Below are 13,448 nucleotides of genomic sequence, written 5' to 3'. Positions count from 1 at the left end.
AAGTCCTGTTTGAAGCCGTTGCTGGGGTTGGCGCTGGCCGCCCTGGCTGGCGTGGCTGCCGCGCAGCCGCTACCCGCCGCGTCGGCGCCCGAGGGGCAGCGCGAGGCCCGGCCCGCGACGCCGCCGGTCGTGTCCGCCAGTGCGCGCCGCCTGTACGAGCGCAGCAAGGGCCAGCTGCTGCAGATCCGCACGCTGCTGAAGACGCAGGACAGCCAGAACTCCGTGGGCTCGGGCTTCCTCGTCAGCGACGACGGCCATGTCCTCACCAACTACCACGTCATCAGCCAGTTCGCGCTGGAGCCCGACAGCTACCGGCTGCGCTACGCGACCACCGACGGCCAGAGTGGCGCGCTGGAGCTGCTGGACTTCGACGCCCGCCGCGACCTCGCGCTGCTGCGCGCCGTCAGCGACGACAAGGGCAACAACGGCCTCAAGGGCCGCGGGGCACTGGGCTTCCGGCCGCAGAGCCAACCGCTGGCCAAGGGCGAGCGCATCTACTCGATGGGCAACCCGCACGACGTCGCCTTCGCCGTCGTCGAGGGCAACTACAACGGGCTGGTCGAGCGCAGCTTCGACCCGCTGATCTACTACGCCGGCGGCATCAACCCCGGCATGAGCGGCGGGCCGGTGCTGGACGAGGACGGCCTGGTCGTCGGCGTCAACGTGTCGACGATGCTGTTCGCGCAGCAGGTCAGCTTCCTGGTGCCGGGCGAGTTCGCGGCCGCGCTCGTCAAGCGCAGCCTGGACGCCAAGCCCATCCGCACCGCGGCCTGGGGCCGGCTGCGTGAGCAGCTCACCAAGTACCAGGACGAGCTGGTGACCCGCTTCCTGGCGCTGCCGTGGGAGAGCGCCAACCACGACCGCTACCGCCTGCCGGTGCCCCGGCAGGACTTCATGCGCTGCTGGGGCCGCGGCACGCCGGCCGACACCAAGGGCCTGGACTTCGAGCGCTCGCAGTGCCGCATGGACCATGCCCTCTTCGTCGGCGGCAACCTGCAGACCGGCTGGCTGGACATGTCCCACGAGGCCTACGACGGCAGCAAGCTGGGTGCGCTGCGCTTTGCGCGGCAGTACTCCAGCAGCTTCCGCAACGAGCGCCTGGGCGGCCCCGACAAGTCGCGTACCGCGCCCTTCTGCCGAGAGCAGTTCGTCGACCGTGACGGGCTGCCGCTGCGCGCCGTCGTCTGCCTGCGGGCCTACCGCAAGCTGGAGGGGCTGCATGACCTCAGCATCCTCGTGACGACGGTGGATGCCGCCGAGCAGGGCGCCCTGGGCCGCTTTGACGCCCGTGGCGTCAGCTTCGACAACGCGCTCAAGCTCGCGGCGCATTACCTGGAGGGCTTCGCGTGGACGAACAGCAAGGCCAAGTGATGCCCGCCGCGCCGGCCGCTGCCGTTGTCGAGGTGCTGGGCCGGGATGGCCGCGTGGCGCTGGTGCAGCGCGTGACGCAGTGGCCGGTGCGCATCGGCCGCTCGCCGGCCTGCGACGTGGTCGTGGACGACGCGCATGTCGCCGCCGAGCATGCCGAGCTGCGGCTGGATGCCGATGGCCGCGTGCAGCTCAAGCTGCTGGAGACGCGCAACGGCGGCTCGGTCGCCGGCCGCCGCCTGGTCGCCGGCGACGAGGCCGCGCTGCCCACGGGCGGCGCCTTCCAGCTGGCCGGCTGCTCGCTGCGGCTGCGCACCAGCGCCGACGCGCTGGCGCCCGAACAGCTGCTCATCGTGCAGCCCGTGCGCCACTGGGCGCTGCTGCCGCTGCTGCTGGCGATGCTGTGCTTCCAGTGGGCCGAGCGCTGGAGCGAACTGGACTCCGACTCGCGCTGGATCCAGTACGCCACGCCGCTGCTGTGGCCGCTGGCCGTCGTGCTGGCCTGGGCGGGGCTGTGGTCGCTGGCCAGCCAGATCTTCCAGCACCGCTTCCCGTTCACGACCCACCTGCGCCGCGCGCTGCTGGTCATCGTCGCGCTGCAGGCGCTGGAGTGGCTGCTGCCAGCGGTGGCCTATGCCTTTTCGCTGCCGCGCCTGATGGCGCTGGATGCCGTGGTGCTGCCGGTGCTGGGTGCGGCGCTGGTGGCCTGGCATGCGCGGCTGGTGTGGCCGGGTGCGCGGCGCATCCTGAACGGCGGCATCGCCGCGCTGCTGGTGCTGGGCCTGGGCCTGCAGGCGGCCGGGCGCATGGAGAACCAGTACTTCTTCGGCCCGCCCTACCTGGCCAGCCTGCCGCCGCCGGCGCTGCGCATCGCCAAGCCGCGGCCGCCGGAAGACCTGATCGAGTCGCTCAAGCCCCTGAAGGCCGAGCTGCAGCGCCAGGCCCGCAAGGACAACGAGGGCTTCGACGCCGAGGACCTCGGCGGCGAGTGAGGCCCCTCGCCCAGCCTTGCCGCGCTGAACGCGGGCAAGGCTGGTCGGTCTTGCAGACCGCGCCGCGGCAGTGCCGCGGCCCTTCGGCAGTCACATCGCGCCCACTGGGCGCAATGTGTCTCGCCTCAGCCCCCGAGGGGACGGCGATGCTTGCAGCATTGAGCTGCAAGCACATCGCCCTAGGCGGGCCGGCTTGGGGCGGCCCGGCGCTTGGCCCGCGGGCGGATGCGCGGCGACCGGATGTTCAGCTCTGCGGCAGGAAGCCGTCGACCGACAGGTAGCGCTCGCCGGTGTCGTAGTTGAAGCCCAGCACGCGTGCGTTCGCGGGCAGCTCGGGCAGCTTCTGCGCGATGGCGGCCAGCGTGGCGCCGCTGGAGATGCCCACCAGCAGGCCTTCCTCGCGGGCGCAGCGGCGGGCGTATTCGCGCGCGGCCTCGGCCTCGACCTGGATGACGCCGTCCAGCAACGCCGTGTCCAGCACGGCCGGGATGAAGCCCGCGCCGATGCCCTGGATGGGGTGCGGGCTGGGCTGGCCGCCGCTGATGACGGGCGACGCGGTGGGCTCCACCGCGTAGACCTTGAGCTGCGGCCAGGCGGCCTTCAGCACCTGCGCGCAGCCGGTGATGTGGCCGCCGGTGCCCACGCCGGTGATGAGGGCGTCCAGGCCGTCGGGGAAGTCGCGCAGGATCTCCTGCGCCGTCGTCTTCACGTGCACCGCCGGGTTGGCGCCGTTCTCGAACTGCTGCGGCATCCACGAACCGGGGTGCTGTTCCAGCAACTCCTTGGCGCGCGCGATGGCGCCCTTCATGCCTTTCTCGCGCGGCGTCAGGTCGAAGCTGGCGCCGTAGGCCAGCATCAGCCGGCGGCGCTCGATGCTCATGCTGTCGGGCATGACGAGGATGAGCTTGTAGCCCTTGACGGCCGCCACCATGGCCAGGCCCACGCCGGTGTTGCCCGAGGTGGGCTCGATGATGGTGCCGCCCGGCTTGAGCAGGCCCTGCGCCTCGGCGTCTTCCACCATGGCCAGCGCGATGCGGTCCTTGATCGAGCCGCCCGGGTTGCTGCGCTCGGACTTCACCCACACCTCGGTGGCGCCGAACAGGCGCTGCAGGCGGATATGGGGCGTGTTGCCGATGGTGTCGAGGACGCTGTGGGCCTTCATGCGGGTCTCCTGTCGGTTGTGCGGGGATAATCGCGAGTGTGAAGCAAGCCAGACCGCCGCTGGGGCAATCTCGGAAACGAGGCCCTGGAGGAAGGTCCGGACTGCATAGAGCGGCGTAGCAGCTAACGGCTGCCCGGCGAAAGCCGAGGATCAGAGCAACAGAGACGAGCCGGTTAAGTCCGGGTGAAACGGGCAATCTCTACGCGCAGCAACACCAAGTAGGCCAGCGTTGATGCGGCTCGCAGAGCTGGCGGGTAGGTGGCACCGAGCCGGGCAGCGATGTCCGGCCCAGAGGAATGGCGGTCACGCCGGGGGCAACCCCGGTGCACAGAATCCGGCCTATCGGCTTGCTTCACTTCTTTCAAAAATATCAAATTTGCTGTTTTGAGGCGGATGTCACAGCGTGCCCGTGGCGGGCACTTTCGCGGCGGGCCGCAAAGCGTGACAGTGGCAGCACCTTGTCTTTTGCGGGGCGGCCACCGTGGTCATGGTGGCAGCGCTCCCATTGTGGAGCTGTGATGATCCTGAACAACCTGACCCTGCGCGCCAAGCTAATGACGGGCTTCCTGGTGCTTGCCGTCGTCGTGCTGCTGGTCAGCGCGCTGGCCATGACCTCACTGTCCCAGTCCAATGACCGCTTCGTGTCCTACACGACCGGCGTCGGACAGAAGGAGGCGATCGCCTCCGAGCTGCAGGGCGCCGCCGCCCGCCGGGCCATCGCGGTGCGCGACATGCTGCTGGTGACCGACGCCGCACAGGCGCGCGCGTTCGGCGACCGGGCCGTCGCCGAGCACGTGGCCGTCGGCAAGGCGCTGGCCGAGCTCAAGCGCCTGGTGGGCCAGACGCGAGACGAAGAGGCGCGCGACGACCAGATGGTGGCGGAGATCGCGCGCATCGAGGCGCAGTACGGTGCGGTCGCGGTGTCCATCGTGAAGCAGGCCGGCGAGGGTGAGCGCGAGGTGGCGATGCGCCGCATCATCATCGAGTGCCAGCCGCTGCTGGAGGCGCTCGTGAAGGCGCTGGACGACTTCCTGGCGCTGGAGAAGCAGACGACGGAGAAGCGCACCGTGGCGTCCAACGCCAGTTTCGTGCGCGACCGCTGGCTGCTGATGGGCGGCGCGGTGGCCGCCTTCGCGCTGGCGCTGGTGCTGGGCAGTCTGCTCAGCCGCGCCATCGTGCGGCCGCTGCGTCGGGCCATCGCAGTGGCCGAGGCCGTGGCGGCCGGTGACCTCAGCGCCGACATCCGCGTGGACAGCCGCGACGAGACGGGCCAGCTGATGGCCGCGCTCAAGCAGATGAACGGCGGCCTGCTGCAGCTGGTGGCGCAGATCCGCCAGTCGGCAGACAGCATTTCCACCGCGTCGCAGGAGATTGCCTCCGGCAACCAGGACCTGTCCAGCCGCACCGAGCAGCAGGCCAGTGCTCTGCAGCAGACCGCGGCGTCCATGCAGCAGATGACGTCCACCGTGCAACAGACCGCCGAAAGCTCCCGACAGGCCAGCCAGCTGGCGAGTGCCGCCACCGATGTGGCGGGCCGCGGCGGCGACGTTGTGCAGCGCGTGGTCACGACCATGGGCGAGATCAGCCAGGCCAGCCACAAGATCGCCGACATCATCGGTGTCATCGACGGCATCGCCTTCCAGACCAACATCCTGGCGCTGAATGCGGCTGTCGAGGCGGCGCGGGCGGGCGAGCAAGGCCGTGGCTTTGCCGTCGTGGCCAGCGAAGTGCGGGCGCTGGCCGGCCGCAGCGCCGAGGCCGCGCGCGAGATCAAGCGCCTGATCCACGCGAGCGTGGAGAAGGTGGACACCGGCAGCCGCCTGGTCGGCGAAGCGGGTACGACGATGGGCGACCTCGTGGGTCAGGTGACCCGCATGACAGACCTGATGGCCGAGATCAACGCAGCCGCCACCGAGCAGAGTGGCGGCATCGGCCAGGTGAACCAGGCGGTGGCCTCCATCGACCAAGGCACGCAGCAGAACGCCGCGCTGGTGGAGCAGAGCGCCGCGGCGGCCGAGAGCCTGCAGCAGCAGGCCTCGGGCCTGCTGCGGGTGATCTCCCAGTTCCGCACCGGCGCGCACGGGCCTTTGTCGGCCTGACCGGGCGCGAACAGGACTCGGTCGATACACTGGCGCACGGCCGCAACCCGCGGCCGCCCCGCCCGTCTACCGACCGCTCCCCCCGATGAATCCTGACGCCAGCCGCCTGTGGCGCGCGCCCCGCTGGGCCCTGTCCGTGCTGCTGGCCGGCCTGGCCATGGTGGGGCCGTTCTCCATCGACACCTACCTGCCGGCCTTCTCCGGCATCGCGCAGGCGCTGGACGCGACGCCGGTGCAGATGCAGCAGACGCTGTCGGCCTACCTGTTCGGCTTCGCGCTGATGAACCTGTTCCACGGCGCGCTGTCGGACTGCTTCGGCCGCCGGCCCGTGGTGCTGATCGGCCTGGCCGTGTTCACCGGCGCCAGCGTGGGCTGCGCGGTGGCCGGCAGCATCGGCCAGCTGGTGTTCTGGCGCACGGTGCAGGGCATGTCGGCCGGTGCCGGCATCGTCGTGTCGCGGGCCATCATCCGCGACATGTTCCCGCCGGCGGACGCGCAGCGCGTGATGTCGCAGGTGACGCTGTTCTTCGGCGTGGCGCCGGCCATCGCCCCGATGGTGGGCGGTTTCCTGTTCGTGCACGCCGACTGGCATTCCATCTTCTGGTTCCTGACGGCGGTCGGCGCGGCGCTGTTCGTCGCCAACTGGCGGCTGCTGCCCGAGACGCTGCACGCCAACATGCGTCAGCCCTTCCAGGTGGGCGCGCTGATGCGCGACTACTGGCGGCTGTGCACCAGCCCCAAGTTCATGATGCTGGTGCTGGCCAGCGGCATTCCGTTCAACGGAATGTTCCTGTACGTGCTGGCCACGCCGGTGTTCCTCGGCGAGCACCTGCACTTCAGTGCGACGCAGTTCTTCTGGTTCTTCCTGTGCACCATCGGCGGCATCATGGCCGGTGCGGCGGTCAGCGGCCGGCTGGCCGGCAAGATGAGCCCGCAGCGCCAGATCATGCGGGGCTTCCGCATCATGGTGGCGGTGTCGGTGGTCAACGTCACGCTGAACCTGTTCGCGCCGCTGAGCGCGTTCTGGGCGCTGCCGCTGATCGGGCTGTTCTCGTTCGGCTGGGCCATGATGGTGCCGGTCGTCACGCTGCTGGTGCTGGACCAGGTGCCCGAGCGCCGCGGTATGGCCTCGTCGCTGCAGGCCAGCATCGGCTCGGCGGCCAACGGGCTGGTGGCCGGCCTGCTGGTGCCGCTGGTGATGCATTCCACCGTCGCGCTGGCGCTGGCCTCGGCCGCGCTGATGGGCGTCGGCCTGGTGGCCTGGTACGGGGTGCGGCGCTCCATCGTCAGCTGAGGCGGGCTGGGGCCTCAAGCCGGCGCCGCGGCGGCCGAAATGGTGGGGATGAGGATGAACACACCCCTGGCCGTGGCTGCCTGCCTGCTGGTGCTGGCCGCGCCGGCGCCGGCGCAGGAGGCGGGCGAGCCGGTCGAAACGCTGCGCCAGCGCCTGGCTGAGCGCCTGGCAACCAAGCCCGAAGGCACGGCCACGGCGAAGACCGCCCCCCGCGCCGCGGCCCGGCCGGCCAAGGCCGAGCCGCCCAAGCCGGCGCACTGGGGCTATGCCGGCGACATCGGCCCCGACCGCTGGGCGGAGCTGTCGCCCGAGAACAAGCTCTGTGCCGTCGGCACGCGGCAGAGCCCCATCGACATCCGTGACGGCATCGCCGTGGACCTGGAGAAGATCAGCTTCGACTACCGCGCCAGCGGCTTCTCGGTGCTGGACAACGGCCACACGGTGCAGGTCAACGTCGCGCCGGGCAATGGCCTGACGGTGATGGGCCGGCGCTACGAGCTGGTGCAGTTCCACTTCCACCGGCCGGGCGAGGAGCGCGTCAACGGCCGGCAGTTCGACATGGTGGCCCACCTCGTGCACAGGGATGCGGCCGGCAAGCTGGCGGTCGTCGCCGTGCTGCTGGAGCGCGGGCCCGACAGCCCGCCGCAGCCCGTGCTGCAGACCGTGTGGGCCAACCTGCCGCTGGAGAAGGGCGAGACACTGCCGGCGCAGGCGCAGATCGACCTGAACCAGCTGCTGCCCGAGAACCGCGGCTACTACACCTACATGGGGTCGCTGACGACGCCGCCCTGCAGCGAGGGCGTGCTGTGGATGGTGATGCGCCAGCCGGTGGCGGTGACGGCGCAGCAGATCAGCGTGTTCGCGCGGCTCTACCCGATGAACGCGCGGCCGCTGCAGGCGGGGTCAGGGCGGCTCATCAAGGAATCGCAGTAGCTGCGCGCCGGCCGCCGGCGGTCAGGCGCGGCCGTTGCGGCGCTGGCCGGACAGCCAGTCGTACAGCGTCGCGAACAGCTGCTCGGCGACGACCGGCTTGGCGACGTGGTCGTCCATGCCGGCCTCCAGGCAGCGCTGGCGCTCCTCGTCGAAGGCATTGGCCGTCATCGCGAGGATGGGCAGCGTGGCGCCCTGCGGCAGGCGGCGGATGGCGCGGGTCGCGTCCAGGCCGTCCATGACGGGCATCTGCACGTCCATCAGCACCAGCGCGTAGTCGCCGGTCTTCACCATGGCTATGGCCTGCTGGCCGTCCGCGGCCACGTCCACGGTCAGCCCGGCGCTGCCGATCAGCGCGACGGCCACTTCCTGGTTCACCGCGTTGTCCTCGGCCAGCAGGAGGCGCGGCGCCGTGGTGCGGGCGAGCTCGGCCAGGCGTTCGCGCACGGAATGCGGCCGCGGCGCGACGGCCGGCGCGGCCTGTGCCGCGGCCGTGGCCTCGACGTCCAGTACGAACCAGAAGCGGCTGCCGCGGCCCAGCTCGCTGTCCACGCCGACGCGGCCGCCCATCAGCCCGGCCAGGCGCCGGCAGATGGCCAGACCCAGACCGGTGCCGCCGTAGCGGCGCGTGGTGGAGCTGTCGGCCTGCTCGAAGTCGCGGAACAGCCGCGTCTGCGCCTCGGCCGAGATGCCGATGCCGCTGTCCTGCACCTCGAAGCGCAGCGGCAGCCGCGCGCCATCGGGGGCACCGTCGACGCGCGCGGCCAGCCGCACAAAGCCCGTCTCGGTGAACTTGACGGCGTTGCCGGCGAAATTGAGCAGCACCTCGGCGATGCGCTGCGGATCGCCCAGCAGCACGCGGCCCGACAGCCCGGGCGCCACGTCGGTCTCCACACGCAGCCGCTTGGCGGCGGCGGCCTGCGTCGTCATGTTGGCGATGTTGTCCAGCACCTCGTCGACGGTGAACGGTCGCTGCTCCAGCTGCACCTTGCCGGCCTCGATCTTGGAGAAGTCCAGCACGTTGTTGATGACGCTGAGCAGGTGCTCGGCCGCGTTGGCCACCTTCTGCAGGCGCTGCTGCTGGCCGGGCTCGACGGCGTCGCTCTGGGCCAGGTAGGTCAGGCCGATGATGGCGTTCATCGGCGTGCGGATCTCGTGGCTCATGTTGGCCAGGAAGGCGCTCTTGGCCAGGCTGGCCGCCTGCGCCGCCTGCGACACCTCGGCCAGCTCGGCGGTGCGCGCCTCGACGAGCTCCTCCAGATGATGGCGGTAGCGCTCCAGCTCCAGCGCATCGCGGCGCTCGCGCGAGATGTCGGTCAGGAAGCCGTGCCACAGCACGCCGCCGTCGGCCTCGCGCTGCGGGATGGCGTTGCCGTAGATCCAGAGCTCGGCGCCGTCCTGCTGCGGCGTGCGGAACTCCTGCTGCCAGGGGCTCAGCGAGCGGCCCGAGGCCAGCAGGCTCTCGCGCACCGCGGCGCGGTCGTCGCCGTGGATGCACTCGAACCACGGCGCGGCGCTGCGGCTCAGCTCGGCGCCGCCCAGCGGGAAGTACTCGCGCACCGCCTCGCTGACGTAGGCGAAGCTGAACTCGCCATTCACCGCCAGGCGCAGCTGGAAGACGACGCCGGGCACCGTCTCGGCCATGCCGCGCAGCCGCTCGATGAGGGCGCGCTGCGCGTCGAACTGCTGCTGCAGCGCGTCGCGCATGTGTTCCAGGTCGGCGCCCAGCAGGCCGATCTCGTCCTCGCGCTTGTGCTCCAGCTTGGCGCTGAAGCGGCCCTGGGCGAGGTCGTTCGCAAAACCGCCCAGCTCGCGCAGCGGCCGGAACAGCCGGGAATTGAGCAGCCACAACACCAGCGCCAGCGACACCAGCAGCTGGCCGCCGACGGTGGCGCCGTACAGCCAGCGCTGGCGGGCCAGCGCGGTGGTGCTGAGGTGGTCGTCGATCTCGATCTGGATGTGGCCGATGCGCGTGGCGCCGCGCATGATGTCGCGCGCACCGGTCAGTGTCTTGCCCAGCCGCCGCTCGGGCAGGTGGTTCTCGATGAAGGGCAGGCCCTGAGACGCGTCGCTGACGCTGACGCGCACGACCTCGGGCGACTTGACGATCGCCGAGACCACCTCGCGCGCAGCGACCGCGTCCAGGTTCCACAGCAGCTCGGGCAGGCTGCTGGCCAGCACGTCCAGCTTGGCGTCCAGGTCGCGTTGCAGCGCCTGCTCGGTGACCTGCGACTCGCGCAGCCCGATGAACAGGCCGCCCACGATGACGGCGGGCAGCAGCAGGCCGACGCTGGCGCCCAGCGCCAGGGCAGCGAACAGAGAGGACGAGGGCTTACGGCTCAAGGTGTGTCAGGCGGCCGGGCAGTGGCCCGCGCGGATCAAAGTGGGGTCAGCCCTTGCCCAGCAGCTGCGGCTTCAGCGACGAATCGACCGGCTTGTCGCCCAGCCAGATCTTCAGCACGGCGTTGTAGAACGCGATGTCCTTCATCGGCTCGCCGATGGGCTTGCCGTTGAGGAACATGACCGTGCCGGTGTCGGGCACCCAGTCGACGGTGATGACGTCGCCCTTCTTGCCCTGCGGGATGCTGACGAAGGCCTCGCCGAACTGCGCGAGCTGGTTGACGAACTTGGAGCGCTCGGCCTTGTCGGTGTTGGCAGTGATGCCGGCCATGAAGGCCTGGCCCAGGTCGTCACCGGTCACTTCGCGCAGCAGCCCCAGGCTGAAGCGGCGCGGGCCGCTGCTCTCGAGCACGCCGGCGGTGGTGTCCTTCTTCTCGGGCAGGTACAGCACCAGCGCGTAGACCTTGACGATGACGCGCGTGCGCACGCCGGCGCCGTTGACCTTCAACTCCTTGCCGGCGACCTTGGCGGTGTCGTCGAACTTCAGGCCGCCGACCTCGATGGCCTGCGCGGCGCCCGCGAGCCCGAGGGCCAGGCCCAGGGCAGAGATGCAGCGGATGACGGTTTTCGTCTTCATGGAGTCTCCTGATCTTGTGGTGCAGCGGGTCAGCGCGCTGCTTCGAGCTTGAAGAGGCTGACGACTTCTTCGAGACCTTGGGCCTGGGTGCGCAGCGAGTCGGCGGCGGCGGCGGCTTGTTCCACCAGCGCGGCGTTCTGCTGCGTGCTCTTGTCCATGTCGTGGATGGTATGCGTGACGCGCTCGATGCCGGCGCTCTGTTCGGTGCTGGCGTGGGTGATCTCGCCCATGATGTCGGTCATCCGTTGCACGCTCGCCACCACGCCCTGCATGGTGCTGCCGGCCTTGGCCACCAGCTCGCTGCCCTGGGCTACCTTCTCGACCGAGTCGCCGATCAGGCGCTTGATCTCCTTGGCCGCTTCGGCGCTGCGCCCGGCCAGCGAGCGCACCTCGCCGGCCACGACGGCGAAGCCGCGGCCCTGCTCGCCGGCGCGCGCCGCCTCCACCGCGGCATTCAGCGCCAGGATGTTGGTCTGGAAGGCGATGCCGTCGATGACGCTGATGATGTCGACGATCTTCTTGCTCGACGCGTCGATGCTGCCCATCGTCGTGACGACCTGGGCCACCACCGCGCCGCCTTCGCCGGCCACCGTGGACGCCGCCTGCGCGAGCTGGTTGGCCTGCCGCGCGTTCTGCGCGTTCTGCTGCACGGCGTCGGTCAGCGTCTTCATGGCCGACAACGTCTGCTCCAGCGACGCCGCCTGGGCCTCGGTGCGCACCGACAGGTCCAGGTTGCCGCTGGCGATCTCGCTGGACGCCGACGCGATGGACTCCGTGCCCTCGCGCACGCGGCCGACGATGCCCTTGAGGCTCTCGTTCATCTCCGACAGCGCCTGCAGCAGCTCGCCGGTCTCGTCGCGGCTGCGCACCGCGATCTCGCTGGTCAGGTTGCCCGAGGCCACCTTGCGCGCCAGGCTCACCGCGCCGCGCAGCGGGTTGACGATGCCGCGGGTGATGAGCACGCCCGTCAGCACGCTGGCGGCAATGGCGGCGGCGGCCAGCGCGGCCAGCAGCAGCTTGGTCTTGCCGGCCACGCCGTTGGACTTCTGGCCGGCTTCGTCCATCGCGACGTTGCGCGCGTCCACCAGCTTGTTCAGCGCGGCCATGTATTTGCCCTGCGCGGGACGCACGGCGAACTGGTACTTCAGCGTTGCGCCTTCGGCGTCGCCGGCGGCCACCATCTTCACGACGCCGGCCTGCGCCGGCATGAACTTGGCGCGCGCGTCGTCTACGGCCTTCAGCAGCTCCAGGCTGGCCTCGTCGGTCAGCAGCGGCTTGAGCTCGGCCATGGTCTTCTCGTGCGAGGCCATCAGCGAGGCGATGCTGTCCAGCTCCTTCTTGATCTGCTCCTCGCCGGTCATGATGAGCGTCGTCATCAGGCTGCGCGACGCGTCGCCCACCTCGGCCTTGGCGCGGTTGGCCAGCGCCACGGCCTTGTAGTCGGTGCCGATGAGCTGATTGATCTCGGCATTCAGCGACTGGATGGCGACATAGCCCAGCCCGGCGATCGCGACCAGGCACAGCGTCACGACCGTGAAGCCCGCCGCGAGGCGCTGGCCGATGCGCAGGTTAGCCAAAAAGTTCATGGGAGCAGCCTTGGAGAGAGGTGCGACGAAGCCGCTCGGACTGGAGTTCTCGATCTGCGAGCGGCGGCGGATGAAACAGAATGAAATTTCATCAGAAATGGGCGTCGCCATGCATTCTGGGCGGCGCTGGCGGCCGCGCCTGCCGTGATTTGTGCGGCAAAAGGCCGGCGGACGTCGCGCCCGTGGGCACCGCCTGCGGGTTGCCGGCAACAGGGCGGCCTTCAGGCTGGTCCGGCCGGTCTGGCCGTCGTCGCGCGTGGTCGCGGCCGCGCCATGCCTGGCCGGCCAGCTACAAAAAAGCCAGGCGTACCTCCCGGCCCGCCTGGCTTCGTGGTCGTCGCGCTTACTGGAAGTAGCGCGCCTTGGCGCTGGCATGGCAGCTGTCCTTGGCATTGCCGGACAGCGAGTCGCAGCGCTCGTTGGCGGCCTTGTAGTCGGCTTTGAGCTTGGCTTCCATCTGGTCGTTCTGCGCCTCGGCGATCTTCTTGTTGGCCTTCAGGTCGGCCTTGGCCTTGTCGTGCGCGGCCTTGGCGTCGGCCACGCAGACGTCCTTGGCATTGCCTGACAGCGAGTCGCAGGCCTCCTTGGCGACCTTGTACTTGGCCTCGTAGCGGGCTTCGAGGTAGTCGTTGCGGTCCTTGGCGTTGCCGGTGTACTGGTACTCCAGGTGCGCCAGGGCCACCTGCTCCTGGCCCTTGGCGCGCTCGATGCAGACGTCCTTCGTGTTGCCGGACAGCTTGTCGCAGCTGTCGCGTTCGGACTTGAACATCGCCTTGACCTCGTCCTTGGCGGTGTCGTAGACGGGCTTGGTCAGGTTGGCCGACGCGGCGCCGGCGAGGCCGGCCAGCAGCAGGGCGAACAGGGCGCGGGGGGCGTGGGATCGCATCATGATGTCTCTCCTTGGGGTTGGTGGGCGGGCGGGGCCGGCAGGCCTCGGGCCACGGAAGTCAGCTTAGAAAGATGGCGGCGTGCGGCCTGTCAGCGGCGCCGCGTGCGCCGCGTCGGACAACACCTGCCGTTGTCCGACGTCGCGCGGATCG

10 protein-coding genes and 1 other RNA gene are annotated in these 13,448 nt (G+C 70.2%); 6 read left to right on the top strand and 5 right to left on the bottom strand.

Translation table 11 applies throughout. The features are described 5' to 3' along the window. The first annotated feature begins 9 nt into the window (after positions 1–9). Positions 10–1,371 (top strand): S1 family peptidase, encoded by a 1,362-nt coding sequence (locus tag AC1Q7O_RS18365; protein ID WP_492661627.1) that lies wholly within the window; start codon positions 10–12, stop codon positions 1,369–1,371. Beyond that, on the top strand, positions 1,347–2,360 hold the full coding sequence (locus AC1Q7O_RS18360) for an FHA domain-containing protein (protein ID WP_492661628.1): 1,014 nt from the start codon (positions 1,347–1,349) through the stop codon (positions 2,358–2,360). The genes AC1Q7O_RS18365 and AC1Q7O_RS18360 overlap by 25 nt, the downstream gene beginning before the upstream one ends. A 244-nt stretch (positions 2,361–2,604) precedes the next feature. Here AC1Q7O_RS18360 and cysK read toward each other — a convergent pair whose 3' ends face one another. Then, a complete protein-coding gene (cysK, locus tag AC1Q7O_RS18355) occupies positions 2,605–3,522 on the bottom strand; it encodes a cysteine synthase A (RefSeq protein ID WP_492661629.1) in 918 nt (305 codons plus the stop codon). Between the two features lie 40 nt (positions 3,523–3,562). On the opposite strand from cysK, the gene rnpB reads away from it, so the two are divergent. The 4 genes from rnpB (at position 3,563) to AC1Q7O_RS18335 (ending at position 7,848) form a co-directional block, all read left to right on the top strand. Further along, an RNA gene (rnpB, locus tag AC1Q7O_RS18350) (RNase P RNA component class A) lies at positions 3,563–3,880 on the top strand. Between the two features lie 160 nt (positions 3,881–4,040). Beyond that, complete coding sequence (locus AC1Q7O_RS18345; RefSeq protein ID WP_492661630.1) at positions 4,041–5,621, top strand: methyl-accepting chemotaxis protein; 1,581 nt, start codon at positions 4,041–4,043, stop codon at positions 5,619–5,621. Positions 5,622–5,706: 85 nt separating this feature from the next. Then, positions 5,707–6,915 carry a multidrug effflux MFS transporter gene (locus AC1Q7O_RS18340; protein ID WP_492661631.1) on the top strand — a complete coding sequence of 403 codons (1,209 nt, stop codon included), beginning with the start codon at positions 5,707–5,709 and terminating at the stop codon, positions 6,913–6,915. A 54-nt stretch (positions 6,916–6,969) separates the two neighbouring features. Next, the gene (locus tag AC1Q7O_RS18335) at positions 6,970–7,848 is read left to right on the top strand and encodes a carbonic anhydrase (RefSeq protein WP_492661632.1); all 879 of its coding nucleotides are present in this window, start codon (positions 6,970–6,972) and stop codon (positions 7,846–7,848) included. 21 nt (positions 7,849–7,869) lie between these two features. On the opposite strand, the gene AC1Q7O_RS18330 is transcribed toward AC1Q7O_RS18335, so the two are convergent. The 4 genes from AC1Q7O_RS18330 to AC1Q7O_RS18315 all read right to left on the bottom strand — a co-directional run bounded on the left by AC1Q7O_RS18330 (position 7,870) and on the right by AC1Q7O_RS18315 (position 13,297). Then, on the bottom strand, positions 7,870–10,188 hold the full coding sequence (locus AC1Q7O_RS18330; RefSeq protein WP_492661633.1) for a response regulator: 2,319 nt from the start codon (positions 10,186–10,188) through the stop codon (positions 7,870–7,872). A 46-nt stretch (positions 10,189–10,234) separates the two neighbouring features. Then, positions 10,235–10,822, bottom strand: coding sequence for a chalcone isomerase family protein (locus AC1Q7O_RS18325; RefSeq protein WP_492661634.1), 588 nt, complete (start codon positions 10,820–10,822; stop codon positions 10,235–10,237). A 29-nt stretch (positions 10,823–10,851) separates the two neighbouring features. Continuing rightward, a complete protein-coding gene (locus AC1Q7O_RS18320; RefSeq protein ID WP_492661635.1) occupies positions 10,852–12,408 on the bottom strand; it encodes a methyl-accepting chemotaxis protein in 1,557 nt (518 codons plus the stop codon). 343 nt (positions 12,409–12,751) lie between these two features. Beyond that, positions 12,752–13,297, bottom strand: coding sequence for a hypothetical protein (locus tag AC1Q7O_RS18315; protein WP_492661636.1), 546 nt, complete (start codon positions 13,295–13,297; stop codon positions 12,752–12,754). Positions 13,298–13,448 lie beyond the last annotated feature (151 nt).

The sequence above is a fragment of the Roseateles sp. GW823-FHT07B05 genome (assembly GCF_058794515.1).
This window is presented reverse-complemented; position numbering and strand designations above follow the sequence as displayed.

Bases quoted from the DNA above. Each gene is read 5' to 3' on its own strand.
- AC1Q7O_RS18325 (WP_492661634.1), bottom strand. From the start codon at position 10,822: ATGAAGACGAAAACCGTCATCCGCTGCATCTCTGCCCTGGGCCTGGCC.
- AC1Q7O_RS18340 (WP_492661631.1), top strand. From the start codon at position 5,707: ATGAATCCTGACGCCAGCCGCCTGTGGCGCGCGCCCCGCTGGGCCCTG.
- AC1Q7O_RS18315 (WP_492661636.1), bottom strand. From the start codon at position 13,297: ATGATGCGATCCCACGCCCCCCGCGCCCTGTTCGCCCTGCTGCTGGCC.
- AC1Q7O_RS18320 (WP_492661635.1), bottom strand. From the start codon at position 12,408: ATGAACTTTTTGGCTAACCTGCGCATCGGCCAGCGCCTCGCGGCGGGC.
- AC1Q7O_RS18335 (WP_492661632.1), top strand. From the start codon at position 6,970: ATGAACACACCCCTGGCCGTGGCTGCCTGCCTGCTGGTGCTGGCCGCG.
- cysK (WP_492661629.1), bottom strand. From the start codon at position 3,522: ATGAAGGCCCACAGCGTCCTCGACACCATCGGCAACACGCCCCATATC.
- AC1Q7O_RS18345 (WP_492661630.1), top strand. From the start codon at position 4,041: ATGATCCTGAACAACCTGACCCTGCGCGCCAAGCTAATGACGGGCTTC.